Genomic DNA, 21904 nt, shown 5'->3' on the forward strand with positions numbered 1-21904 from the left:
AAGAGGCGGGGATTCTCCCGCCTCTTTTCTTTATCTTCTTTTCCGTCCGAGACCCATGGCGTTTTCCATTTTCTTCACCATTTTGCCGGCCGTTTTGTTTGCGCGCGCCGCTCCTTCGTCGAGAATGCGGTCAAGTTCGTCGCTCTCAATTAATTCACGGTAGCGCTCTTGGATCGGTGTCAATGCGCCGATAACGACTTCGGCTAAATCGCTTTTGAATTCACCGTACCCTTTGCCTTCATATTTAGCTTCTAATTCTTCAATTGATGTGTTTCCTAAAATAGAATAGATCGTCAAAAGATTAGAAACGCCCGGTTTGTTTTCTTTATCATACTTTACAATGCCTTCAGAATCAGTCACGGCGCTCTTGATTTTCTTCTCGAGCTGCTTCGGCTCATCAAGCAGCGTGATGAATGCCTTTTGGTTCGGATCTGATTTGCTCATTTTTTTGAGCGGATCAGCCAGTGACATGATGCGCGCGCCTGATTCAGGAATTTTCACCTCAGGAATCGTGAAGATGTCATTGTATTTTTTATTGAAGCGTTCCGCCAGGTTGCGGGTCAGTTCAAGATGCTGTTTTTGATCTTCTCCGACCGGAACAAGATCCGTTCCGTACAGTAAAATATCGCCGGCCATCAGCGGCGGATAGGTTAACAGTCCTGACACGACGGCTTCTTTGCCCTTTGACTTATCTTTAAATTGCGTCATCCGCTCAAGCTCGCCGATATATGCGACGCATTGGAGCATCCACCCCGCCTGGGCATGAGCGGGAACCTCCGACTGGATAAAGAGGGTCGCTTTCTCGGGATCAAGTCCGACGGCCAGGTAAAGAGCCGCGAGGTTGCGGATGTTCTTCCGCAGCTCAAGCCGATCCTGCGGAACCGTAATCGCATGCTGATCGACAATACAGAAGTAGCCGTTGTAGTCATGCTGCAAATCAACAAATTGCTTCATTGCGCCGATGTAGTTGCCGAGGGTAACGGAACCGCTCGGCTGAATGCCAGAAAAAATCGTTTTCTTCATAGTTCTTACCTCATTTCTTAAAACATAATAAAAAAAGCCCATTCTTCCCGTAGAAAAAAGGGACGAATGAACCGTGGTGCCACCCTGATTATTCCATTACAATGGAATCGCTCGAGACGTTGGTAACGGAGGCTGCTCCGGCTGGGCCTACTAACGTTCGGTCAGCTGCTCAGAAGTCCATTCCACATCGCCCGTTACCTGCTCCCAGCACCGCAGACTCTCTTCAAACGGATGAAAATGTGTACTACTCTTCATCATCGCAATCACAACAAATGTATTTGATTGATCTATTATAAATCAATTATAGCCAAATGTCATCAGAGGAATACAAGCTTATTTCCAGTTTGCTTAAGGGCTGGAAATCCTCAAAAAGAACTGAAAATGCTTAAATGATAACGCATATCAACATTTCGTATAACGAATATTATATGTAAAAAGCAATATGAACTGGAAATTGCAATAAAAAAATTTAGTTAGGTCATGCTTTAAACTATAGAAGTGTATCACCTTTTTGACAGAAAAACTGACCAAATTTAAATATTTTAAATTGAGAAAATAGTATTGCAATAAATTATTCATTTCATTATAATGAACTTGTTCACTCTATTGTTACAGCTTCTTTACATAAAATAATCAGAAAAGACGGAACACAATTAAAGTTTAGAAAAATATTAAGTTATTTTGTCTGATATTTCTGAGTATTTAGTAGTAAAGGCTGAAAAATTTGATTAGGGGGTTAGTGCATGAAAAAGCGTTGGTCTATTGTAGGTTTGATGCTTATCTTCTCGCTTGTATTAAGTGCGTGCGGCGGATTCAGCGGCGGATCAGGCGGCGGTAAAAAAGACACCAAAGGACAGACTTCACTTAATATCAATATTAAAACCGAGCCGTTCTCACTGCATCCTGGTTTAGCGAATGATTCCGTTTCAGGAGGCGTAATCCGCCAGACTTTTGAAGGATTGACACGCGTAAACTCCAAAGGTGAGCCTGAAGAAGGAATGGCATCTAAAATTGAAACAAGCAAAGACGGAAAGACCTATACATTTACGATTCGTGACGGTGCGAAATGGTCTAACGGCGACCCTGTGACGGCGCAGGATTTTGAATATGCGTGGAAATGGGCGCTTGACCCGAACAACGAATCACAATACGCTTATCAGCTCTACTACATCAAAGGCGCTGAAGCTGCCAATACAGGAAAAGGAAAGATTGATGATGTAGGCGTAAAAGCCGTAAATGACAAAACATTAAAGGTTGAACTGAATAACCCGACACCTTATTTCACGCAATTAACTTCATTCTATACGTATATGCCGATCAACAAGAAAATCGCGGAAAAACATAAAAACTGGAACACAAATGCGGGCGAAAATTATGTGTCAAACGGCCCGTTCAAAATGACGGCCTGGAAACACAGCGGTTCCATCACGCTCGAAAAGAACGATCAATATTGGGATAAAGACGCTGTGAAATTGAAGAAAATCAACATGGTGATGATTAACAATAACAACACCGAACTGAAAAAATTCCAGGCCGGTGAGCTTGACTGGGCAGGAATGCCGCTCGGCCAGCTTCCGACTGAATCTCTGCCGACATTGAAAAAAGACGGATCTCTTCACGTTGAACCGATCGCAGGCGTGTATTGGTACAAATTCAACACAGAAGAGAAACCGCTGAACAATGTCAACATCCGTAAAGCCCTTGCTTATGCGATCGACCGCTCGTCCATCGTGAAAAATGTAACGCAGGGCGAACAGATCCCGGCCATGGCTGCGGTGCCGCCGTCAATGAAGGGATTCAAGGATAACACAAAAGGTTATTTCAAAGACAATGACGTCAAATCAGCTAAAGAATTCTTAAATAAAGGACTGAAGGAATTAGGCGTCAAGAATGCCTCTGACCTTCCGGCGATCAAACTGTCCTACAATACGGATGACGCGCATGCGAAAATCGCGCAGGCCGTACAGGAAATGTGGAAAAAGAACTTGGGCGTCAAAGTTGAGCTTGATAACTCCGAATGGAATGTTTACATCGACAAGCTGCACAGCCAGAACTACCAAATCGGGCGTATGGGCTGGCTCGGCGATTTCAACGATCCGATCAACTTCCTTGAATTGTTCCGTGATAAAGAAGGCGGAAACAATGATACCGGATGGGAAGATCCTGAGTTTAAAAAGCTGCTGAACCAATCTCAGCTTGAAACGGATCCGGATAAACGTATCGAAGAGCTGAAAAAAGCAGAAAAGATCTTTATTGACGCAATGCCGGTCGCGCCAGTTTATTTCTATACGGATCCTTGGGTGCAGGATAAAAACCTCAAAAATGTGATCTTGACAGGAACAGGCGAAGTTTACTTCAGAAATGCTTCTTTTGAATAAAAGACGGTTCTGAAAACAAAAGACCCAAGGTATATGGGGAGGATGTCCCCATATACCTTTCTTACTGATTAAGTATAAAATTGTAAAAAACATGGAGGTGTTCACCTTGCTGAAATATATCGGTAAACGATTCATTTACATGATCATCACGCTGTTTGTGATTGTGACCGCCACATTCTTCTTAATGCAGGCAGCGCCGGGCGGACCATTTTCCGGCGAAAGAAAGCTGCCGCCTGAAATTGAGGCAAACTTAAACGAACACTATGGCCTGGACAAGCCTCTTTTCGTTCAATATGTCAGCTACTTAAAATCTGTAGCGATGTGGGACTTCGGACCTTCTTTTAAATATAAAGGCCAAAGTGTTAATGATTTAATCAATTCAGGCTTCCCCGTCTCATTCACTCTCGGTGCAGAAGCTATTCTCCTCGCTTTAGCGTTCGGTGTGCTTTTCGGGGTGCTTGCTGCCCTGTACCATAATAAATGGCAGGATTATACCATTGCGATTTTAACGATCTTTGGGATCTCAGTTCCGAGCTTTATATTGGCGACGATTTTGCAATATATTTTCTCAATTAAATTAGAACTGTTCCCGGTCGCAGGGTGGGAATCCTGGGCATACACCTTTCTGCCCTCTATTGCGCTCGCTTCCATGCCGATGGCGTTCATTGCCAGACTCTCCCGTTCAAGCATGATTGAAGTGTTAAACAGCGATTACATACGGACTGCAACAGCTAAAGGACTTTCCCGTCCGTCAGTCACCGTGCGCCATGCGCTTCGAAACGCGCTTTTGCCGGTCGTGACATATATGGGGCCAATGGCGGCATCCATTTTAACGGGAAGTTTCATCATTGAATCCATTTTCGGAATTCCCGGTTTAGGCGCGCATTTTGTAAACAGCATTACAAACCGTGATTATACGGTCATTATGGGAGTTACCGTGTTCTTCAGCGTGCTTCTGCTTTTATGCGTATTAATTGTAGACGTGCTGTACGGATTAATCGATCCGAGAATCAAGCTTTCCAAAGCAAAGAAAGGAGCCTAGACCATGCAGAACATTCCTAAAAATATGTTTGAACCAGCTTCAGCTAATGCCGGCGATGCCGAAAAAATAAATAAAAAAAGCCTTTCCCTCTGGAAAGACGCCATGCTCCGCTTCCGCAGCAATAAGCTTGCGATGGTCGGGTTCGTACTGATCGTTCTTATTATTCTGATGGCGATTTTTGCGCCTGTCTTTTCAAGGTATGATTATGCCACTACCAATCTATTAAATGCGGATAAAGCGCCGTCGAAAGATCATTGGTTCGGCACGGATGACCTTGGAAGGGATATATTCGTCCGGACATGGGTGGGCGCGAGGATTTCCATCTTTATCGGTGTCGCAGCTGCCGTGCTTGATTTATTAATCGGCGTAATCTGGGGCAGCATTTCCGGATTCCGCGGCGGACGCACAGATGAAGTGATGATGCGCATCGCCGACATTCTGTGGGCTGTTCCTTCATTATTAATGGTTATTTTGCTGATGGTTGTTCTGCCGAAAGGATTGCTCACCATTATCGTCGCCATGACGATCACGGGCTGGATCAATATGGCGAGGATTGTCCGCGGACAGGTGCTGCAATTAAAGAATCAGGAGTATGTGCTTGCTTCACAGACACTCGGCGCCAAAACCGGCCGGCTTTTGTTTAAGCATATCGTCCCGAACGCGATGGGCTCTATCCTCGTAACGATGACACTGACGGTTCCGACGGCGATTTTTACAGAAGCGTTTTTAAGTTATTTGGGCCTCGGCGTACCTGCGCCGCTTGCGAGCTGGGGAACGATGGCCTCAGACGGATTGCCTGCATTAACCTATTACCCTTGGCGTCTGTTCTTCCCTGCCGGCTTTATCTGCCTGGCGATGTTCGGCTTTAACGTTGTCGGCGACGGGTTAAGAGACGCGCTGGATCCTAAGTTACGCAAATAAGGAGTGATATGAGTGACACGTTTGCTAGAAGTAAAAGACTTAGCCATTTCATTTAAAACATACGGCGGAGAGGTACAGGCAATCCGCGGCGTGAATTTCCATTTGAATAAAGGAGAGACACTTGCGATCGTGGGGGAGTCAGGTTCCGGAAAAAGTGTGACCTCCCAAGCGATTATGAAGCTGATCCCGATGCCGCCGGGCTACTTTAAAAGAGGACAGATTCTTTTTGACGGACGCGATATCGTGCCGATGTCCGAAAAAGAAATGCAGGCCATCAGGGGAAAGGACATCGGAATGATTTTCCAAGATCCGATGACCTCTCTGAACCCGACGATGAGAGTCGGCAAACAAATTACGGAAGTGCTTTTCAAACATGAAAAAATCTCAAGTGAAGCCGCGAAAAAGCGCGCCATAGAGCTGCTTGATCTCGTCGGAATTCCGATGCCCGAAAAAAGGATCGGCCAATTCCCCCATGAATTTTCAGGCGGGATGAGACAGCGTGTCGTCATCGCGATGGCGCTTGCGGCAAATCCGAAACTGTTAATTGCCGATGAACCGACAACAGCTCTTGATGTGACGATTCAGGCACAGATCCTTGAGCTGATGAAAGATCTGCAAAAGAAAATTGATACGTCTATCATTTTTATCACGCATGATCTCGGCGTTGTCGCCAATGTCGCCGACCGGGTCGCTGTCATGTACGCGGGTCAGGTTGTCGAATCGGGCACGGTGGATGAAATCTTTTATGATCCGCGCCATCCGTATACGTGGGGGCTGCTTGCCTCAATGCCTAGCCTGGACAGCACCGATCAGGAAAAACTGACGGCCATCCCGGGCACGCCGCCTGATCTGACGAACCCTCCGAAAGGGGATGCATTTGCGCTCCGCAGCTCATATGCGATGAAAATTGACTTTGAACAGGAACCGCCGATGTATAAAGTGTCTGATACGCATTTTGTGAAATCGTGGCTTCTGCATCCTGATGCGCCTAAGGTCGAGCCGCCTGAAGCGGTGAAGGCTAAAATCCGTCAGCTTCCGAATACGTATCAGCATCCTGTTTTAATGAAGGAAGGTGAAAAAAATGACTGAGAAGCTTCTCGAAATCAAACACTTAAAACAGCATTTTTTCACGCAGAAAGGAACGGTAAAAGCCGTAGATGATTTGTCATTTGATATTTATAAAGGCGAAACGCTCGGCCTTGTCGGAGAATCGGGCTGCGGTAAATCAACGACGGGCCGCAGCATTATCCGGCTGTATGAGGCAACCGGCGGGGAAGTTCTCTTTAACGGGGAAAATGTCCACGGGAAAAAATCCCGCAAGAAACTGCTGGAGTTTAACCGGAAAATGCAGATGATTTTCCAGGATCCGTACGCATCTTTAAATCCGAGAATGACAGTCGCCGACATTATTGCCGAGGGAATAGATATTCACCGCCTGGCAAAAACGAAAAAAGAGCGGATGCAGCGGGTTCACGAACTGCTGGAAACGGTCGGTTTAAATAAAGAGCACGCCAACCGCTACCCGCATGAATTTTCGGGCGGACAGCGCCAGCGTATCGGAATCGCCAGAGCGCTGGCGGTTGATCCGGAGTTTATCATCGCGGACGAACCGATTTCGGCGCTTGATGTCTCCATTCAGGCGCAAGTCGTCAATTTAATGAAAGAATTGCAGAAAGAAAAAGGGCTCACTTACCTGTTTATCGCCCATGATTTATCAATGGTCAAATACATCAGCGACCGCATCGGCGTCATGTATTTCGGAAAATTGGTGGAGCTTGCGCCGGCGGATGAGCTTTACGAAAACCCGCTTCACCCATACACGAAATCATTGCTGTCCGCTATCCCGCTCCCTGATCCGGACTATGAAAGAAATCGCACGCGAAAGAAATACGATCCGGCAGTTCATCAGCTGCAAGACGGAGAAAAAATGGAATTCAGAGAAGTGAAACCGGGACATTTTGTCATGTGCACAGAAGCTGAATTTAAAACCTATCTATAAACGTATCATCCTCCAAGACTCAGTCTTGGAGGATTTTTTTGCGCACATTCAAGTTTATTAAGCCTGCTCCCGTTTTTCTATAATGGAAAAAAAGGGGGAGATCAGTATGAAAACCATTTTGTGCGCCATTTGTGCGGGACTGTTTATCAGTGCAGCCGCTTATCCGGCCCACGCCGCTGCGAAAGAGGAGCAGCCGCTTGTAAAAATAGCGCTGGCCGAAAAAGAACTGCCGAAATCAAATGCACGGTTCGCTTATCCGTCAGGGCTGCATTTTTCACATCCTGATAAGGTGCGGGGCATTTACGTCACAGGGCATTCAGCGGGAGGAAGCAAATTCGGGGAGCTGACAGACTTTGTGGACAAAACGGAGCTCAATACAATGGTGATTGATGTCAAGGATGACAACGGAAACCTCACCTTTAAGCCGGACGGCCATTCTGAGTATGCCAAAATCGCCAAGCCGTACATCAAAGACCCAAAAAAGATGATGAAAAAGCTGGAGGAAAAAAAGATCTATCCGATCGCGCGTATTGTCGTATTTAAAGACAGCGAACTCGCGAACAAAAAGCCGGAGTGGTCTTTTAAAGAAAAAAACGGAAGTGTCTGGAAAAACGGCCGCGGCGAATCGTTCGTCAATCCGTTTATGAAAGAAGTATGGGATTACAATGTAAAGATTGCAAAACAAGCCGTAAAGATGGGTTTTCAAGAAATTCAGTTTGATTATGTCCGTTTTCCTGAAGGATTTGAAAAACGTGATGACGAACTGACATACGGACACGGCGATTACGGAAAAACAGCAGACAGCAATGTGCAAAAACGCGTTCACGCCGTCACCGATTTTGTCGGTTATGCGAAGAAAAAACTCAAGCCGTACGGCGCGGATGTGTCGGTTGATATTTTCGGCTATTCAGCCACGCTGCCGGAAGCGCCTGGGATCGGCCAGAATTTCAGCAAAATTTCAGAACAGGTCGATGTCATTTCATCCATGATTTACCCGAGCCATTGGACAAGCTATTTCGGCATTGATAAACCGGATCTTGAGCCTTACAAAGTCGTCAAAGAATACGCAAAGGTGGAAAATAAAAAACTGTCTAAGCTGAAACACCAGCCTGTATCGCGTCCGTGGCTTCAGGACTTCACGGCATCATATCTCGGCAGCGGAAATTATCAAAAGTACGGAAAACGCCAGGTGGAAGACCAGGTTAAAGCGCTGCATGATGAAGGAATTGACGAATTTTTATTGTGGGACGCGGCAAACCGCTATACCAAAAACGTCGATTACACACCATTTTAAAAAAATTGAAACCATGTTAAAGGATCACACGTCTTAATAGATGTAAGATTGTTTAAACAATCGGAAATGGGGTATATCTAAAAGTGTGAAGACAACGAACCCATAAGGAGCAAATGAATGAACTGGTACGAAAAGCTGAGTGAATATTTTCCGATTGAAGAAATGAAATCAAAAGCGCATATGGAAGCTCTGTTAAAGGAGCAAAGCGATGTTTATCATAAAGAAGAGGGGCAGTACCACGTGCTGATGTATGCGGAATTTGACTCTTTCATCTTTATTGATTACCTGTTTGTGTCAAAGAAATCCAGAGGACAAGGCCTCGGAAGCAAGCTGATCGGCAGGCTGAAAAAGAAAAACAAGCCGATTCTGCTTGAGGTGGAGCCTGTTGACGAGGATGACACGGATACACAGAAACGCTTGCGTTTTTATCAAAGAGAGCATTTCAAGCACGCGCAGTCAATCGGGTATCGGCGCCGGTCATTGGCTACGAATGAAGTGAACAAAATGGAGATTCTGTACTGGTCACCTAAGACGGAATCAGAAGAAGAAATGTTTGAAGCGATGAAACAGACATATGAAAACATTCACACTTATAAAGATGAAAAATGGTACGGAGAATCATACGAAAAAACGGATGAAGTTCTCAAAGTCATTGATGAGAAAAAACGAAAAAACATTTTCGATCAGCTGAGCTAATTGAGAATGGGGAAAAATCCGCCAGCCGTAAATTTGCCGGATTGACACATTTTTTTCTCAGGAGACTGTTCACACTTACTTTTTTATAGTATAATACCTATAAAGATTCCTTTTTTAAAGTCATTTCAATTTGAGAATACAAACATGTTCATCCTACTAATTAGAGGAGTGAAGATTAATGGTTACATTATACACATCACCTAGCTGTACGTCATGCAGAAAAGCAAGAGCTTGGCTTGAAGAGCACGAGATTCCGTTTGTAGAAAGAAACATTTTCTCCGAGCCGTTATCAATTGATGAGATCAAGCAGATTCTGCGTATGACTGAAGACGGTACGGATGAAATTATCTCTACCCGTTCTAAAGTATTCCAGAAACTGAACGTAAATGTTGAATCTATGCCGCTTCAAGACTTATATACTTTGATCAATGAGCATCCGGGACTGCTCCGCCGTCCGATTATCATTGATGAAAAACGTCTGCAAGTCGGCTATAACGAAGATGAAATCAGACGATTCCTGCCAAGAAAAGTGCGTTCTTTCCAATTAAGAGAAGCACAGCGTCTTGCCAACTGATATAAGCTTACGATAAGCATGGAAAAAGCCCAAAACCATCGCGGTTTGGGCTTTTTGTTATTTTTCAGTCTGCTGGTAAATCATACTGGCGAGGATAACAAAAACGACGGTCAAAATCGGCAGCATCATCTGTATAATGCCGTGTTCTGCCATGAAAAATGACAGCTTGCTGTCTCCGGCAATCATTTCACCGCCGGTAAATGCGAGAAGACCGCTTCCGGCGTACATCAATAAAGGCATTTTGTCCATGGCGGCATGAACGAGCTTGCTGCCCCAAATGATAATCGGCACCGAGATGAAGAGACCGATCACTACAAGTGTCAGCTCACCGTGAGAAGCGCCGGCTACTGCGATGACATTGTCAAGCGACATAAAGATATCAGCCATAACGATTGTGCGGATGGCTTTCCAAAGAGAAGAACTGCTTTTCACATGCTGCGCATCTTTCTTCTCAATCAGAAGCTGATAGCCGAGATACAATAAAAATACCCCGCCTGCGCATTGCAAAAAAGGAACATTCAATAAATAGACCGCAGCGCTCGTCAGAACGATTCTCAAGACGACTGCGATAAATGTTCCGAAGATGATCGCTTGCTGTCTTTGTTTATGGGCCAGATTCCGGCTGGCCATCGCGATGACGACGGCATTGTCACCGCCGAGAATAAGGTCAATCCCGATAATAAGCAGAAGGGACAGCAGGTAATCGTGCGGCATGGTAACACCTCGCTTATAGATCGATTGCTTGTACAGCTAATATATGAAGCAGTACGCTATTTATGATGGGAACCGGGAGAAAGCCTGTTTTTCGCTGTGAAAATGCTTTTTTATTTCTTTTATAACTGTTTTATCATAAAATAGAAATATAAAGAATTTGCGCTGTCTTCTATAAGGTTAAGATGTGGACGGAATGGGTAAAGTGTAGTAAAGTACTATTCATCGGGAGCTTAGATGTCCCTTCAACATCTTATAAAGAAGGGAAGGTTGGCAAAATGGAAATAGAAAGAATTAATGAGCATACTGTAAAATTTTATATGTCTTATGGTGATATTGAAGATCGCGGTTTTGACAGAGAAGAAATCTGGTACAATCGCGAGCGCAGTGAAGAACTGTTCTGGGAAGTCATGGATGAAGTGCATGATGAAGAGGAATTCGCTGTCGAGGGTCCTCTTTGGATTCAGGTTCAGGCATTGGACAAAGGACTGGAAATAATCGTAACAAAAGCCCAGCTTTCCAAGGACGGACAAAAACTCGAACTGCCGATCCCGGAAGATAAAAAACAAGAGCCGGCAGATGAAAATCTCGATGCTTTACTTGATGATTTCCAGAAAGAAGAGCAGGCCGAGAGCCGGGAAGATAAGGAGCAAAAGCTTCAGTTCACTTTGCGGTTCGATGATTTTGAGGATCTCATCTCGCTATCAAAATTGAATCTTAACGGAATCAAAACGACCCTGTATTCGTTTGAAGACCGATATTATTTATATGCAGATTTTTATGAGCAAACTGATGAAGAGGTTGAAAATCAGCTAAGCATCCTGTTGGAGTACGCGCACGAATCATCAGTCAGCATTCACCGTCTTGAAGAATACGGCAAATTGGTGATCGCTGATCATGCGTTATATACAATAAAAAAACACTTTGCATCATAACAAACCGATTTCTCTCAGCAGAAATCGGTTTTTTTTGTTCTGAATGACAGGATGAACGGATGAAAACCGTATAACGGCTCTCATCCGCAAACAGGATTATATCTTCTCCCTGCTGAATACAACAAGATTCAGGAAAGGAGAAGATGCAACATGTTCAGTGCTGTGACTGCCGACGGACGGCTCATTCAGCTGGCCGGAAGCTATTCAAAGGAAAAAGCGGCGGAGCTGAGAAAGAAACGCTGGTTCTGCCCCGTTTGCAAAAGTGAGCTTGATATCAAACTGGGACGGGAGAAACTGCCGCACTTCGCTCATAAAAAAAGCAGGCTGTGTCCGGGGGAATCCGAACCTGAAAGCGAATACCATCTGGAAGGAAAAAGGCAGCTTTTTCTCTGGCTAAAGACACAAGGGTGCAGCGTCAGCCTGGAACCGTATCTGACTTCCGCTGGACAGCGGCCTGACTTGACGGCGGAAAGCGGAGAAGAGAGGCTGGCTTTTGAATTTCAATGTGCGAACCTTTCGGCGGACTCTTTAAAGAGCCGGACGGCAGGCCTGAAAAACGCCGGGTACCGGCCGGTCTGGATCATCGGAGCAAAACGGTTAAAACGGATGGCCGCGCAATTTTTCCGGCTTTCTGCTTTTCACTGGCAGTTCTTTGAAGTCCATTCATTTTCCTCCTTACTGTTTTACTGCCCCGACGCCCGCTCCTTTTACAGGCTGCATTCCATCACTCCGTTTTACACCGGCTATTCTTATGCCGGCTTAACCGCAATCCCTCTTCACAAAGCAAACCTGAAAGACATTTGTCATCCGGAAGGGCGGCACAGCGTCAGACTTCCCTCGTGGGGACGTGCCGTAGCCGGCTTCCGAAACAAAAGCGGGCGGTTTTTATCTGAAGATGCCGGTCTTATCCGGCGTATTTTTTACGAAAGACATCAGGTTGCATTTCCATTTCTCCCCTCTGAAGTGTTTATTCCCGTTTCAGCGGGCTTTGTGTTTGCAAGTCCCGTTTTTGTGTGGCAGAGCCATTTATACTTGCGGCTTGCGGAACTTTCTAAAAAAGGCGCGCCGATCCGATTATCCGGCATGGTTCATGATTTGCGGCAAAAAATCAGGCGTAAGGAGATTCGGATGCGGTATGGTTCCCAAAATAGCCTTATCAGAATGGCGGTAAAACAATATGCTGATTTCTTATGCTTGCAGGATTTTTTAAGGGAAATTGAGAATGAAGTATATATGCCCTCATCTCAACGGAAGCTCCCTCAAACGGCAGAAGAGCTGCGCCGGCGGGATCTGCTCTTTTTTGGGGAATGAGAATGCTTCATTTCGTTCACCCTAACGTCAAGGTGGTGGCGAATGTGAGGGGCGTACAAGCATTTTGTTTTCGTTTTTTCACTGTATTATTGGTATGCTCGGTCTTATATGCCGCATATGATTTGACAAAAGGCAGTGAAAAGCCGGAAGATAATCACAACACAAGTTTTTGGAGAAACAATCGTTTTTTCAATTGGCTTGAAGTAAAGAAAACGAGGGGGATCACCATGACTGAGGAAAATAAAGCAGCACAGCTGCCTGACAGAAGTAAAGTAAAGGCAGAGCATACATGGAGACTAGAGGATATTTTTCCTAGTGATGAGGCCTGGAATAAAGAATTTCAAGCAGTTAAAGAATTAATCCCGAATTTATCTTCTTTTAAAGGCACGCTTGCTCATTCGGCTGATAATTTATACGCTGCGCTTACGGCACAGGATGAAGTGACGAACCGCCTTGGGAAACTTTATGCATACGCGCATATGCGCTCAGACCAGGATACGGGAAATTCTTTCTACCAAGGGCTGAACGATAAAGCCGCAAGCCTGTATTCTCAGGCTGCCAGCGCGACTGCTTACATTGAACCGGAAATTCTGGCGATTCAGGAGGACAAGCTGCACCAGTTTATTCTGGAAAAAGAGGAGCTTAAGCTTTACTCCCATGCAATTGAAGAAATTACAAAACAGCGTCCGCACGTGCTGAGCGAACAAGAAGAGGCCCTGCTTGCGGAAGCCTCTGAAGCGCTGTCGTCGCCTTCCAATACATTCAGCGTTTTAAATAACGCCGATATTACGTTTCCGTCGATTAAAGATGAAAACGGCAAGGAAACTCAAATCACACACGGCAACTTTATTAATTTCCTGGAAAGCAGCAATCGTGAAGTCCGTAAAAACGCATTTGAAGCCGTATATAAAACATACGGACAGTATAAAAACACGATGGCGACTACACTCAGCGGCACTGTGAAAAAAGATAATTTTTACGCCCGTGTGAAAAAGTATAAATCAGCACGGGAAGCGGCTTTATCCAATAACAGCATCCCTGAAGAAGTTTACGATAACCTTATTAAAACGATCAATAAACATCTTCCGTTATTACACCGTTACATTGACCTGCGGAAAAAGGTTCTCGGCCTTGATGAAGTCCATATTTATGACCTTTACACACCGCTTGTAAAAGATTCGGGAATGAAGGTCACATATGAGGAAGCGAAAGAGTATATGCTCAAAGGACTTGCTCCGCTGGGCGAGGAATACGCGTCTATTTTAAAAGAAGGACTTGAAAACCGCTGGGTCGATGTATACGAAAATAAAGGAAAACGCAGCGGTGCTTATTCGTCCGGTACATACGGCACGAATCCGTACATCTTGATGAACTGGCATGATAATGTCAATAATCTGTTTACGCTCGTTCACGAGTTCGGCCATTCCGTGCACAGCTACTATACGAGAAAATATCAGCCGTATCCGTACGGTAACTACAGCATTTTTGTCGCTGAAGTCGCTTCAACGACTAATGAAGCGCTGCTCGGTGAATATATGCTGAACAGCTTAAAGGATGAAAAACAGCGTCTGTACCTGCTCAACCACATGCTTGAAGGATTCAGAGGCACAGTGTTCAGACAGACGATGTTCGCTGAATTTGAGCATCTGATTCATACGAAAGCACAGGAAGGCGAGCCGCTAACGCCTGAACTGCTGAACGAACTTTATTATGATCTGAATAAAAAGTATTTCGGTGACAACATGGTGATTGATAAAGAAATCAGTCTGGAATGGTCAAGAATTCCGCATTTCTATTACAATTATTATGTGTATCAATATGCGACAGGCTACAGTGCGGCCCAAGCGCTGAGCAGCCAGATCTTAAAAGAAGGCAAGCCTGCGGTGGAGCGCTATACCGAATTCTTAAAAGCGGGAAGCTCGGAATATCCGATCGACATACTGAAAAAAGCGGGAGTCGATATGACATCGCCTGAACCGATCGAGGCGGCCTGCAAAATGTTTGAAGAGAAACTGAACGAGATGGAAGAGCTTCTTTCGAAATTGAACCCTTCGTAGTTCAAAAAAGCCTGTGCATAAGATGCGCAGGCTTTTTTTAAAACCCTTTAAACGTTTTTCTGTGATTCAGCCGATACAGGGCAAACAATATGGACAGAAACAGCAGGGGAGATGTAATGTAAATCGGCAGCATGTGCATCATGGCCAGCAGGTTTAAAAAGAAGAAAAACACAATCATTCCGATGATCAATACGGTGCGGAGCATTGATTTCCCTCCTTGTTTATGATTGATATATTCTATGAAAACAAGCAGTCAGTTATGTTTTGTGACAAAAATATGAACATTAATCTTATGGCTTGTCAAAACTCGACAAGATTTGATATGATAAGGATGTGAAATTGATCACAAACAAACATTACCCCTTTGTTTGACCGTGAAAAATTTCTCCCATCCCCTTTGTTGTCGTTAAGACATATGAAACCGCGCTTATCCCGGCGCGGTTTCTTTATTTGCACAAAAAAAGCCGGGTCCGTAAGGAATCAGCTTTTTTTAATGATCACAACAGGTGACATCCTCCTGGGTGCCGGCCAGAGATTTCCAAAACAGACCGTGCTTTGCTTCCACTCTGGCGACCTTTTTGGCGAATGCCAGTTTTTTCATTTCTTTTTCAACTTCTTCTAGACTCAAATCATAAACGAGTGCGATTTCTTTCGATGCGACAAACCGGAAATATTCAATGAAACATTCCAAAGGCGGCGTTTCAGAAGGCTTCGGTTCATCCCCGAGCATTTCGAATAAGATCTCTTCGTATACGTCATAAGAATAGTTGCCGGGAACCTTCAGCCCTTCATCATCATGCAGGCTGTTAAAGAACGTCAATGTCGGGTTGACGGTGACGTCCATTTCCGCCGCGATTTTCATATCGCACTGAAGCGCTTTTACCGCGCTTTGCGAATGGAGGTCGCGCTTGAATTCTTCAACATCCAATTTCGTCTTTTCGGCAATCTCTAAAAGAACGTCTTCATCCGTAATATTCTGCTTGGAAACAAACAGGCTTTCCTGCATGCTGCGGAGAAACAGAATGCCCGCTTTTCTTCCCTGCAGTTCGGCCGCTTTTAAAGCAAGTGCGGCAAGGTAGGGCGATGAAAGAGGCTGATCCTGCTCAAGCCAAAGGCTTCCGTCACAGGGCATCCCGGAACGGTTCGCAATTTTTTCCCAAGCTTCGGCAAGGAGGTGTTTTTTCCGCTTTTGCTTATTCAGCGATGTAATACTCGCGGAAACAATGATCCGCAGCGTAAAAAAACGTCCGTATTTGATTTTTAATTTTTTTATGACGGGCTCCAGCGACCAGCATTCAGGACATAAAGGGTCGACAAACATGTAAATTTCGAGCGGTTTTTTTGGATGTCCGTGGCAATGGGCGAAGTATTGCTCATGCTGATAATTCGTCAATATGATCGATCCTCCGCTTCTGACTGGTTTACCATATGCCTGGCCGTCAGTTCCAGACGCCCGTACAGAAATTCACGAATATCGCCCTCCAGCCCGACCTGATCCATCGCTTTGCTCATACAGCTTAGCCACGCATCAGCCCTCTCGGCCGTAATCGGAAAGGGGAGATGCCTTGCCCTGAGCATGGGATGTCCGTGCTCTTCAGTATAAAGAGGAGGTCCGCCCAAATACTGGGTTAAAAATTGCTTTTGTTTTCTGGCCGTTTCAGTCAAATCACTTGGAAATATCGGCTTCAGCAAGGGATGAGACGAGACACGCTCATAAAAAGTATCAACAAGTTGCGATAGAAGTTCCTCTCCAATCGCTTCATATGGTGCGTTAAACGATTGTCCCATGTTGACTACTCCTTTATATGGCTAATAGGAATCATAATTCCCATTGCGAATTTATCTTTCAGTTTTACTATCTTCAGTTACTGTATATTTTAGCAATAACATTTTATTTCTACAAACAAAGTGCCTTTCTGTCAGGCGCTTGTATTTCATATCATATCACATCGCCTTCATTCATGTGTAAGATTTCACTCCGCAAAAAAACCAGAGGGCGAAGGAAGCCTCTCTGGTTTACGCGTAATACTGCCGGGTTATGTTTTTGACATATTGCTGTGTTTCCTTAAACGGCGGAATGCCTCCGTACCGATCTACGTTGCCGGGGCCTGCGTTGTAGGCGGCTAACGCCAGAGATACATTTCCGTCGTATTTCGTGAGCATCTGCTTTAAGTACTTTGTGCCGCCCTCAGCGTTCTGGACGGGATCAAGCGGGTTTGACACCCCGAGTGATTCTGCCGTGGAAGGCATGAGCTGCATCAGTCCCATTGCCCCCGCACCGCTGACCGCTTTCGGATTAAAGCCTGATTCCTGTTTAATAACCGCGCGGATCAGCTTTTCGTCCACTCCGTATTTTTCGGCCGCTTTCTGAATGGCGCTGTCTATTGAAAAGTTTCCGGTGCTGATATCAGAAGCCGCATCCGGAGACTTTATGCCCGGGGAATCGGTCTGTGAAGCAGCCGCGGAGCCGGATGAAACGGGAATTCTCGGTGAATAAGAAGCGTGAGCGGTCCGCACACCGTTTAAAATTCCTGATTCCGGCTGCTGCCGGACGGCTGTGTCCGTATACTGGCTGAGAAGCGCGCTGAAATTGGCAAGCGGGCTTTCTGAAGATTGTCCGCCTGAAGCCGTGCTTGTATGAGAGATTGATTGCAGCGCCATTGATTGCAGCTGGAGAAGGGCCGCCCAATTCGTTATATTCACTGTGTCATTCCACCTTTTTTTGTTTCTGTTCATAAAAACGCTGGATTTTATTTTTCGTGATCCGCTCTGGAATGCCGAATTGCTTGAGCAATTGTTCAAACGCCCGTTTTCCTTCATCCCAGTCAGCAGCTTCGAATTCCAATTCAAAGTCTTCTTTCTCTAAATATCGGCTGTGATCTAAAATGATTAAGCCTTTTTCTGATTCTTTTTCCGCGCGTGCGGTCGACAGCGTTCCGAAATAGCAAATGTGTTCTGAGTTGATTCCGAGACCTTCCAGCTGACGTTTGACGGGGCCTTCCGGAATCTTGAAGACGTCAAGATCAGGTGCCGCAAGCTCTTGGTGGGTTTCCAGCAGACCGACCGCGGCAGGCTCTTTTAACGTCAGAACGAACGCGCCGTCTTTTTCTCGGATGCGGAGTGCTGATTTTTTTTGTTTCAGGGAAAAATCTTTCGTGTCGAAATAATGATTGACCTGCTGTTTAAAATCATGTTCTTTCATGCAGAGTGCTTCACTCAGCTTCAGAAATTCTGATTTTGTCAGCAGGTTTTTGAATTCAATTTCTATTTCTTGGGTCATGACAGTCTTCCTTTCAGGACGAAAAATTGTATAATTCCCATTATCTCTTTAGAGGTTACGTTTATCAATATCGACCTTGATATGATAAAATAAATGCTGTACTTTGTTAAAAAAGGAGAACATTATGCAAAAGAGAATTGAAATCCAAAATGCATCATTAACAGAAGACGCGCTCCGCTTGAAGTGCGGAGAGGACTTAAGCGGAGCGGAACGCAAAGCCTCAGGTCAAATGCTTGTTGATTCCGATCACTTTGCTTTTGTATACATACTTGAATCAGCTGACTCTTTTGAATATGTCATTATAAAAGAACATATCTGGCCGGATCTGAAAGAAGCCTTAGACCAAAGAAAACCGGCGGTCCTTGAGGCCGGCGGAAAAACGGTTGAACTTTCAGGGCTGCATGAAGAACTCGATTATCTTCTTGAAAATATTAAAGATAATGCAAACTACGGAGATATGGAAGAAAAAGTGAAAAGCGTATTTCTTTAGAACAGGTTCGGAATTGGGGGATGTACGATGGATGACAAACAATGGGAGCAATTTCTAGCGCCATACCGCCAGGCTGTTGAAGAATTAAAGGTGAAGCTGAAAGGCGTCAGAACCCTTTATGAGTATGAAGATGACCACTCACCGATTGAGTTTGTGACAGGCCGCGTGAAGCCGGTGGCGAGCATACTTGAAAAAGCGAGACGAAAAAGCATACCGCTTCATCAGATTGAAACGATGCAGGATATCGCGGGGCTGCGTATCATGTGCCAATTTGTCGATGATATCCAGATCGTCAAAAATATGCTGTTTGCCAGAAAAGATTTTACCGTTGTCGATAAGCGGGATTACATAGCAGAGCATAAGGAAAGCGGATATCGGTCTTACCACCTTGTCGTTTTATATCCTTTACAAACAACGTCCGGTGAAAAGCACGTTCTTGTGGAAATACAGATTCGGACGCTTGCCATGAACTTTTGGGCAACCATTGAGCATTCACTGAATTACAAATACAGCGGGAACATTCCCGAAAAAGTAAAGCTGAGGCTGCAGCGGGCCTCAGAAGCCGCATCCCGGCTCGATGAAGAAATGTCAGAAATCCGCGGAGAAATCCAGGAAGCCCAAGCCGCGTTCTCGCGAAAGAAAAAAGCGGGAGACCACCAGTAGGAAAGGAGGGGAATGGCATGAAATTTGCCGTTTCTTCAAAAGGAGACGAGGTTTCAGATACACTGAAAAGCAAAATACAGGCGTATTTACTCGATTTTGATATGACCTTGGATGAAAAAGAGCCGGAAATCGTGATTTCCGTCGGCGGTGACGGAACGCTTCTTTACGCATTTCACAGGTACAGCGACCGTCTCGATAAAACGGCGTTTGTCGGAGTTCACACGGGGCATTTGGGTTTTTATGCCGATTGGGTTCCGCAGGAGATAGAAAAACTTGTTCTGGCCATTGCCAAAACGCCGTATCATACCGTGGAGTATCCCCTTCTTGAGGTGATTGTCACTTATCATGATGAAGAGCGTGAGGAGCGGTATCTGGCTTTGAACGAATGTACGATCAAAAGCATAGAAGGCAGTCTCGTCGCTGACGTGGAAATTAAAGGCCAGCTGTTTGAAACGTTCAGGGGGGACGGTTTATGTCTGTCCACGCCTTCCGGAAGCACGGCTTATAATAAGGCGTTAGGCGGCGCGATCATCCACCCTTCCATCAGAGCGATTCAGCTTGCGGAAATGGCATCCATCAACAACAGAGTGTTCAGGACTGTCGGCTCGCCGCTTTTGCTTCCCGATCATCATAACTGTGTCATCAAACCGAGAAACGACGTCGACTTTCAAGTCACAATTGATCATTTAACCTTGCTGCATAAGGATGTCAAGTCCATTCTATGCCGTGTGGCAAATGAAAAAGTCAGATTTGCAAGATTCCGTCCTTTTCCGTTTTGGAAAAGGGTGCAGGATTCCTTTATCGGAAAAGGCGAATAGAAAGAGGGAACGGATTGGACAACTTTTTTATCCAAAAGAACATGACTGCCCGGGAAGCCGGCATGACGGTAAAAGAATATACGGCGCAGCTCGGCATTTCAAAGCGGCTTCTCGCTGACATTAAATTCGGCGGGGGAGACCTGCTTGTGAACGGAGAGCATGTAACCGTCCGCGCCGTGTTAGCGGAAGGAGACGTGCTTAAGATTGAATTTCCGAAGGAGCATGTGAGTGAAACGCTTTTGCCTGAGCCGGTTCCTCTTGATATTCTTTATGAAGATGACCATGTGCTTGTGGTCAATAAACAGCCGTATGTCTCCTCAATTCCATCAAGAGAACACCCGTCGGAAAGCATCGCTAACGGAGTGATCAGCCACTACCGAAAAAGCGGCGTACAATCAACGGTTCATCTTGTCACCCGCCTTGACAGGGATACATCGGGGGCGATGCTGATCGCCAAACATCGGCTTTCCCATTCTCTTTTGTCGGCAGCGCAGAAAAAGGGGCTTGTCAGCAGGCGGTATCTCGCTGTCGTACACGGGATCATGTCTCAGAAGGAAGGAACGGTGGACGCGCCCATCGGAAGAAAACACGACAGTATTATTGAGCGGATGGTAACGCCGGAGGGACAACGAGCGGTGACGCATTTTCAAACGGAAAAAGCGGGACATGCGTTTACGCTTGCAGCCCTGCGGTTGGAAACGGGGCGGACGCATCAAATCCGAGTGCACATGAGCTACCTCGGCCATCCGTTAGTCGGTGATACACTGTACGGCGGAAAAAATGAGGGAATTGCGCGGCAGGCTCTTCACAGTGAGCGGCTTTCATTCGTACACCCCATGACCGGAAAAACGCTCGTTTTTCACGCTCCGGTGCCTGACGATATGAAAACATTAATTGAACACATGTAAAGCCCGAACCGTTTGCCGGTTTCGGGCTTTTTTTCATGCCTGCCTTCCGTGATCCTCGCGAAATCGTGAGGCATCATAGGGCATTGAGCTTTCCACAGAGACGGTTTCATGCTCCGGAAAGCGAAAGCCTGTCAGTTGATTGCCGAAGACGCATCCTGTATCAATGTTGATTGTACGGTTGACGATCCGGGGGCGTTTTACCGGGGTATGGCCGTAAACAATCCATGCCTTGCCTTCATAAGCGGCGGCCCAGTCTCTTCTGACGGGTCTGCCGTCGGGATACGTTTCACCCGTGATATCGCCGTACAGAACAAATTCTTTTACCTTACGCGAGTATTTACCGATATCGTCAGCTTTTATGCCGGCGTGGGCGACAACGAGATCGCCATTATGTAAAATGTCATAAAGCGGCGCTGACTCATATAATCGGATAAATTGTCTGGAGACTTCCGTTCTGTCGGCGGGAGACAGCTCTTTCAGTTCGGCTGCCGTCGTTTCCAGTCCGTGCATCACTTTTACGGGGTTTCCTTTTAAGTAACGGTACAGTTTGTTGCAATGATTTCCCGGGACATAACGGACGGCTCCTTTTTCATATGCTTTTGCCACAAAACGCATCACTTCTACGGATTTTGGGCCTCTGTCCGTTAAATCCCCCGCAAAGACAAGCGTCCTGCCTTCAGAGTGAACGGGCGTTCCGTCTTTCACTTCATATCCGAGCTTTTGTATTAACGCGATCATTTCGTCATAACATCCGTGTATATCGCTGATGATGTCATAAGCCATTCGTGTCTGCCTCCTTATTAA

The 21904-nt window shown here is 45.6% G+C and carries 23 protein-coding genes and 1 other annotated feature; of the genes, 15 read left to right on the top strand and 8 right to left on the bottom strand.

Features of this window, described 5'->3' with window-relative positions:
* Nucleotides 1-30: 30 nt before the first annotated feature.
* Entirely contained in the window at nucleotides 31-1023 is a 993-nt protein-coding gene (gene trpS, locus JNUCC22_RS05735) for a tryptophan--tRNA ligase (protein ID WP_014304785.1), read from the bottom strand.
* A gap of 55 nt (nucleotides 1024-1078) precedes the next feature.
* Nucleotides 1079-1290, bottom strand: a binding site (T-box leader).
* 476 nt (nucleotides 1291-1766) lie between these two features.
* On the opposite strand from trpS, the gene JNUCC22_RS05740 reads away from it, so the two are divergent.
* The 8 genes from JNUCC22_RS05740 to spx all read left to right on the top strand — a co-directional run bounded on the left by JNUCC22_RS05740 (nucleotide 1767) and on the right by spx (nucleotide 9927).
* Nucleotides 1767-3401 carry a peptide ABC transporter substrate-binding protein gene (locus JNUCC22_RS05740; protein ID WP_025284554.1) on the top strand — a complete coding sequence of 545 codons (1635 nt, stop codon included), beginning with the start codon at nucleotides 1767-1769 and terminating at the stop codon, nucleotides 3399-3401.
* Between the two features lie 106 nt (nucleotides 3402-3507).
* Nucleotides 3508-4443 (top strand): ABC transporter permease, encoded by a 936-nt coding sequence (locus JNUCC22_RS05745; protein WP_015239567.1) that lies wholly within the window; start codon nucleotides 3508-3510, stop codon nucleotides 4441-4443.
* A 3-nt stretch (nucleotides 4444-4446) separates the two neighbouring features.
* Nucleotides 4447-5364, top strand: coding sequence for an oligopeptide ABC transporter permease OppC (oppC, locus tag JNUCC22_RS05750; RefSeq protein ID WP_007409113.1), 918 nt, complete (start codon nucleotides 4447-4449; stop codon nucleotides 5362-5364).
* A 12-nt stretch (nucleotides 5365-5376) separates the two neighbouring features.
* Nucleotides 5377-6453: an ABC transporter ATP-binding protein gene (locus tag JNUCC22_RS05755; RefSeq protein WP_003155039.1), complete on the top strand. Its 1077-nt coding sequence runs from the start codon at nucleotides 5377-5379 to the stop codon at nucleotides 6451-6453.
* The gene (gene oppF, locus JNUCC22_RS05760; protein ID WP_020955632.1) at nucleotides 6446-7363 is read left to right on the top strand and encodes an oligopeptide ABC transporter ATP-binding protein OppF; all 918 of its coding nucleotides are present in this window, start codon (nucleotides 6446-6448) and stop codon (nucleotides 7361-7363) included. Before JNUCC22_RS05755 ends, oppF begins: the two co-directional genes overlap by 8 nt.
* Before the next feature lie 106 nt (nucleotides 7364-7469).
* Nucleotides 7470-8657 (top strand): putative glycoside hydrolase, encoded by a 1188-nt coding sequence (locus JNUCC22_RS05765; RefSeq protein ID WP_053104215.1) that lies wholly within the window; start codon nucleotides 7470-7472, stop codon nucleotides 8655-8657.
* 117 nt (nucleotides 8658-8774) lie between these two features.
* Complete coding sequence (locus JNUCC22_RS05770) at nucleotides 8775-9353, top strand: GNAT family N-acetyltransferase (RefSeq protein ID WP_007409110.1); 579 nt, start codon at nucleotides 8775-8777, stop codon at nucleotides 9351-9353.
* A 178-nt stretch (nucleotides 9354-9531) separates the two neighbouring features.
* Complete coding sequence (spx, locus tag JNUCC22_RS05775) at nucleotides 9532-9927, top strand: transcriptional regulator Spx (protein WP_003155034.1); 396 nt, start codon at nucleotides 9532-9534, stop codon at nucleotides 9925-9927.
* Nucleotides 9928-9984: 57 nt separating this feature from the next.
* On the opposite strand, the gene JNUCC22_RS05780 is transcribed toward spx, so the two are convergent.
* Complete coding sequence (locus tag JNUCC22_RS05780) at nucleotides 9985-10641, bottom strand: TerC family protein (protein WP_015417213.1); 657 nt, start codon at nucleotides 10639-10641, stop codon at nucleotides 9985-9987.
* A gap of 275 nt (nucleotides 10642-10916) precedes the next feature.
* Between JNUCC22_RS05780 and mecA the strand changes: the two genes are divergently transcribed.
* From mecA to pepF, 3 genes are all read left to right on the top strand, one after another.
* Nucleotides 10917-11573: an adaptor protein MecA gene (gene mecA, locus JNUCC22_RS05790; RefSeq protein WP_003155032.1), complete on the top strand. Its 657-nt coding sequence runs from the start codon at nucleotides 10917-10919 to the stop codon at nucleotides 11571-11573.
* 150 nt (nucleotides 11574-11723) lie between these two features.
* Nucleotides 11724-12884, top strand: a complete 1161-nt coding sequence (locus JNUCC22_RS05795; protein WP_150941120.1) for a competence protein CoiA family protein — start codon at nucleotides 11724-11726, stop codon at nucleotides 12882-12884.
* 227 nt (nucleotides 12885-13111) lie between these two features.
* Entirely contained in the window at nucleotides 13112-14941 is a 1830-nt protein-coding gene (gene pepF / locus JNUCC22_RS05800) for an oligoendopeptidase F (protein ID WP_216062320.1), read from the top strand.
* Between the two features lie 37 nt (nucleotides 14942-14978).
* Here the strand turns inward: pepF and JNUCC22_RS05805 are convergent, their stop codons facing one another.
* From JNUCC22_RS05805 to JNUCC22_RS05825, 5 genes are all read right to left on the bottom strand, one after another.
* Entirely contained in the window at nucleotides 14979-15146 is a 168-nt protein-coding gene (locus JNUCC22_RS05805; RefSeq protein WP_003155026.1) for a hypothetical protein, read from the bottom strand.
* Nucleotides 15147-15431: 285 nt separating this feature from the next.
* On the bottom strand, nucleotides 15432-16334 hold the full coding sequence (gene spxH / locus JNUCC22_RS05810) for a protease adaptor protein SpxH (protein ID WP_007409106.1): 903 nt from the start codon (nucleotides 16332-16334) through the stop codon (nucleotides 15432-15434).
* Nucleotides 16331-16729 (bottom strand): globin domain-containing protein, encoded by a 399-nt coding sequence (locus tag JNUCC22_RS05815; protein WP_053104216.1) that lies wholly within the window; start codon nucleotides 16727-16729, stop codon nucleotides 16331-16333. Before JNUCC22_RS05815 ends, spxH begins: the two co-directional genes overlap by 4 nt.
* A 228-nt stretch (nucleotides 16730-16957) precedes the next feature.
* On the bottom strand, nucleotides 16958-17644 hold the full coding sequence (locus JNUCC22_RS05820; RefSeq protein ID WP_216062203.1) for a lytic transglycosylase domain-containing protein: 687 nt from the start codon (nucleotides 17642-17644) through the stop codon (nucleotides 16958-16960).
* A gap of 4 nt (nucleotides 17645-17648) precedes the next feature.
* Nucleotides 17649-18221, bottom strand: a complete 573-nt coding sequence (locus tag JNUCC22_RS05825) for a CYTH domain-containing protein (RefSeq protein ID WP_021494986.1) — start codon at nucleotides 18219-18221, stop codon at nucleotides 17649-17651.
* A 124-nt stretch (nucleotides 18222-18345) separates the two neighbouring features.
* On the opposite strand from JNUCC22_RS05825, the gene JNUCC22_RS05830 reads away from it, so the two are divergent.
* The 4 genes from JNUCC22_RS05830 to JNUCC22_RS05845 are packed head-to-tail and all read left to right on the top strand — an operon-like array spanning nucleotide 18346 to nucleotide 21100.
* Entirely contained in the window at nucleotides 18346-18711 is a 366-nt protein-coding gene (locus tag JNUCC22_RS05830) for a UPF0738 family protein (protein WP_003155020.1), read from the top strand.
* Between the two features lie 27 nt (nucleotides 18712-18738).
* A complete protein-coding gene (gene yjbM / locus JNUCC22_RS05835; RefSeq protein WP_007610625.1) occupies nucleotides 18739-19374 on the top strand; it encodes a GTP diphosphokinase in 636 nt (211 codons plus the stop codon).
* A 17-nt stretch (nucleotides 19375-19391) separates the two neighbouring features.
* Nucleotides 19392-20192: an NAD kinase gene (locus tag JNUCC22_RS05840; RefSeq protein ID WP_003155018.1), complete on the top strand. Its 801-nt coding sequence runs from the start codon at nucleotides 19392-19394 to the stop codon at nucleotides 20190-20192.
* 14 nt (nucleotides 20193-20206) lie between these two features.
* Nucleotides 20207-21100, top strand: coding sequence for an RluA family pseudouridine synthase (locus tag JNUCC22_RS05845; RefSeq protein ID WP_043021300.1), 894 nt, complete (start codon nucleotides 20207-20209; stop codon nucleotides 21098-21100).
* Between the two features lie 33 nt (nucleotides 21101-21133).
* Here the strand turns inward: JNUCC22_RS05845 and prpE are convergent, their stop codons facing one another.
* Nucleotides 21134-21883, bottom strand: a complete 750-nt coding sequence (gene prpE, locus JNUCC22_RS05850) for a bis(5'-nucleosyl)-tetraphosphatase PrpE (protein WP_061046900.1) — start codon at nucleotides 21881-21883, stop codon at nucleotides 21134-21136.
* Nucleotides 21884-21904: the final 21 nt, after the last annotated feature.

It is taken from the genome of Bacillus sp. JNUCC-22, from assembly GCF_018861275.1.
Lineage (GTDB): Bacteria > Bacillota > Bacilli > Bacillales > Bacillaceae > Bacillus > Bacillus velezensis.

Bases quoted from the DNA above. Each gene is read 5' to 3' on its own strand.
- JNUCC22_RS05815 (WP_053104216.1), bottom strand. From the start codon at position 16,729: ATGGGACAATCGTTTAACGCACCATATGAAGCGATTGGAGAGGAACTT.
- JNUCC22_RS05795 (WP_150941120.1), top strand. From the start codon at position 11,724: ATGTTCAGTGCTGTGACTGCCGACGGACGGCTCATTCAGCTGGCCGGA.
- JNUCC22_RS05805 (WP_003155026.1), bottom strand. From the start codon at position 15,146: ATGCTCCGCACCGTATTGATCATCGGAATGATTGTGTTTTTCTTCTTT.
- mecA (WP_003155032.1), top strand. From the start codon at position 10,917: ATGGAAATAGAAAGAATTAATGAGCATACTGTAAAATTTTATATGTCT.
- JNUCC22_RS05830 (WP_003155020.1), top strand. From the start codon at position 18,346: ATGCAAAAGAGAATTGAAATCCAAAATGCATCATTAACAGAAGACGCG.
- spx (WP_003155034.1), top strand. From the start codon at position 9,532: ATGGTTACATTATACACATCACCTAGCTGTACGTCATGCAGAAAAGCA.
- oppF (WP_020955632.1), top strand. From the start codon at position 6,446: ATGACTGAGAAGCTTCTCGAAATCAAACACTTAAAACAGCATTTTTTC.
- oppC (WP_007409113.1), top strand. From the start codon at position 4,447: ATGCAGAACATTCCTAAAAATATGTTTGAACCAGCTTCAGCTAATGCC.
- JNUCC22_RS05770 (WP_007409110.1), top strand. From the start codon at position 8,775: ATGAACTGGTACGAAAAGCTGAGTGAATATTTTCCGATTGAAGAAATG.
- yjbM (WP_007610625.1), top strand. From the start codon at position 18,739: ATGGATGACAAACAATGGGAGCAATTTCTAGCGCCATACCGCCAGGCT.
- prpE (WP_061046900.1), bottom strand. From the start codon at position 21,883: ATGGCTTATGACATCATCAGCGATATACACGGATGTTATGACGAAATG.
- trpS (WP_014304785.1), bottom strand. From the start codon at position 1,023: ATGAAGAAAACGATTTTTTCTGGCATTCAGCCGAGCGGTTCCGTTACC.
- JNUCC22_RS05780 (WP_015417213.1), bottom strand. From the start codon at position 10,641: ATGCCGCACGATTACCTGCTGTCCCTTCTGCTTATTATCGGGATTGAC.
- JNUCC22_RS05825 (WP_021494986.1), bottom strand. From the start codon at position 18,221: ATGACCCAAGAAATAGAAATTGAATTCAAAAACCTGCTGACAAAATCA.
- JNUCC22_RS05840 (WP_003155018.1), top strand. From the start codon at position 19,392: ATGAAATTTGCCGTTTCTTCAAAAGGAGACGAGGTTTCAGATACACTG.
- JNUCC22_RS05740 (WP_025284554.1), top strand. From the start codon at position 1,767: ATGAAAAAGCGTTGGTCTATTGTAGGTTTGATGCTTATCTTCTCGCTT.
- pepF (WP_216062320.1), top strand. From the start codon at position 13,112: ATGACTGAGGAAAATAAAGCAGCACAGCTGCCTGACAGAAGTAAAGTA.
- JNUCC22_RS05765 (WP_053104215.1), top strand. From the start codon at position 7,470: ATGAAAACCATTTTGTGCGCCATTTGTGCGGGACTGTTTATCAGTGCA.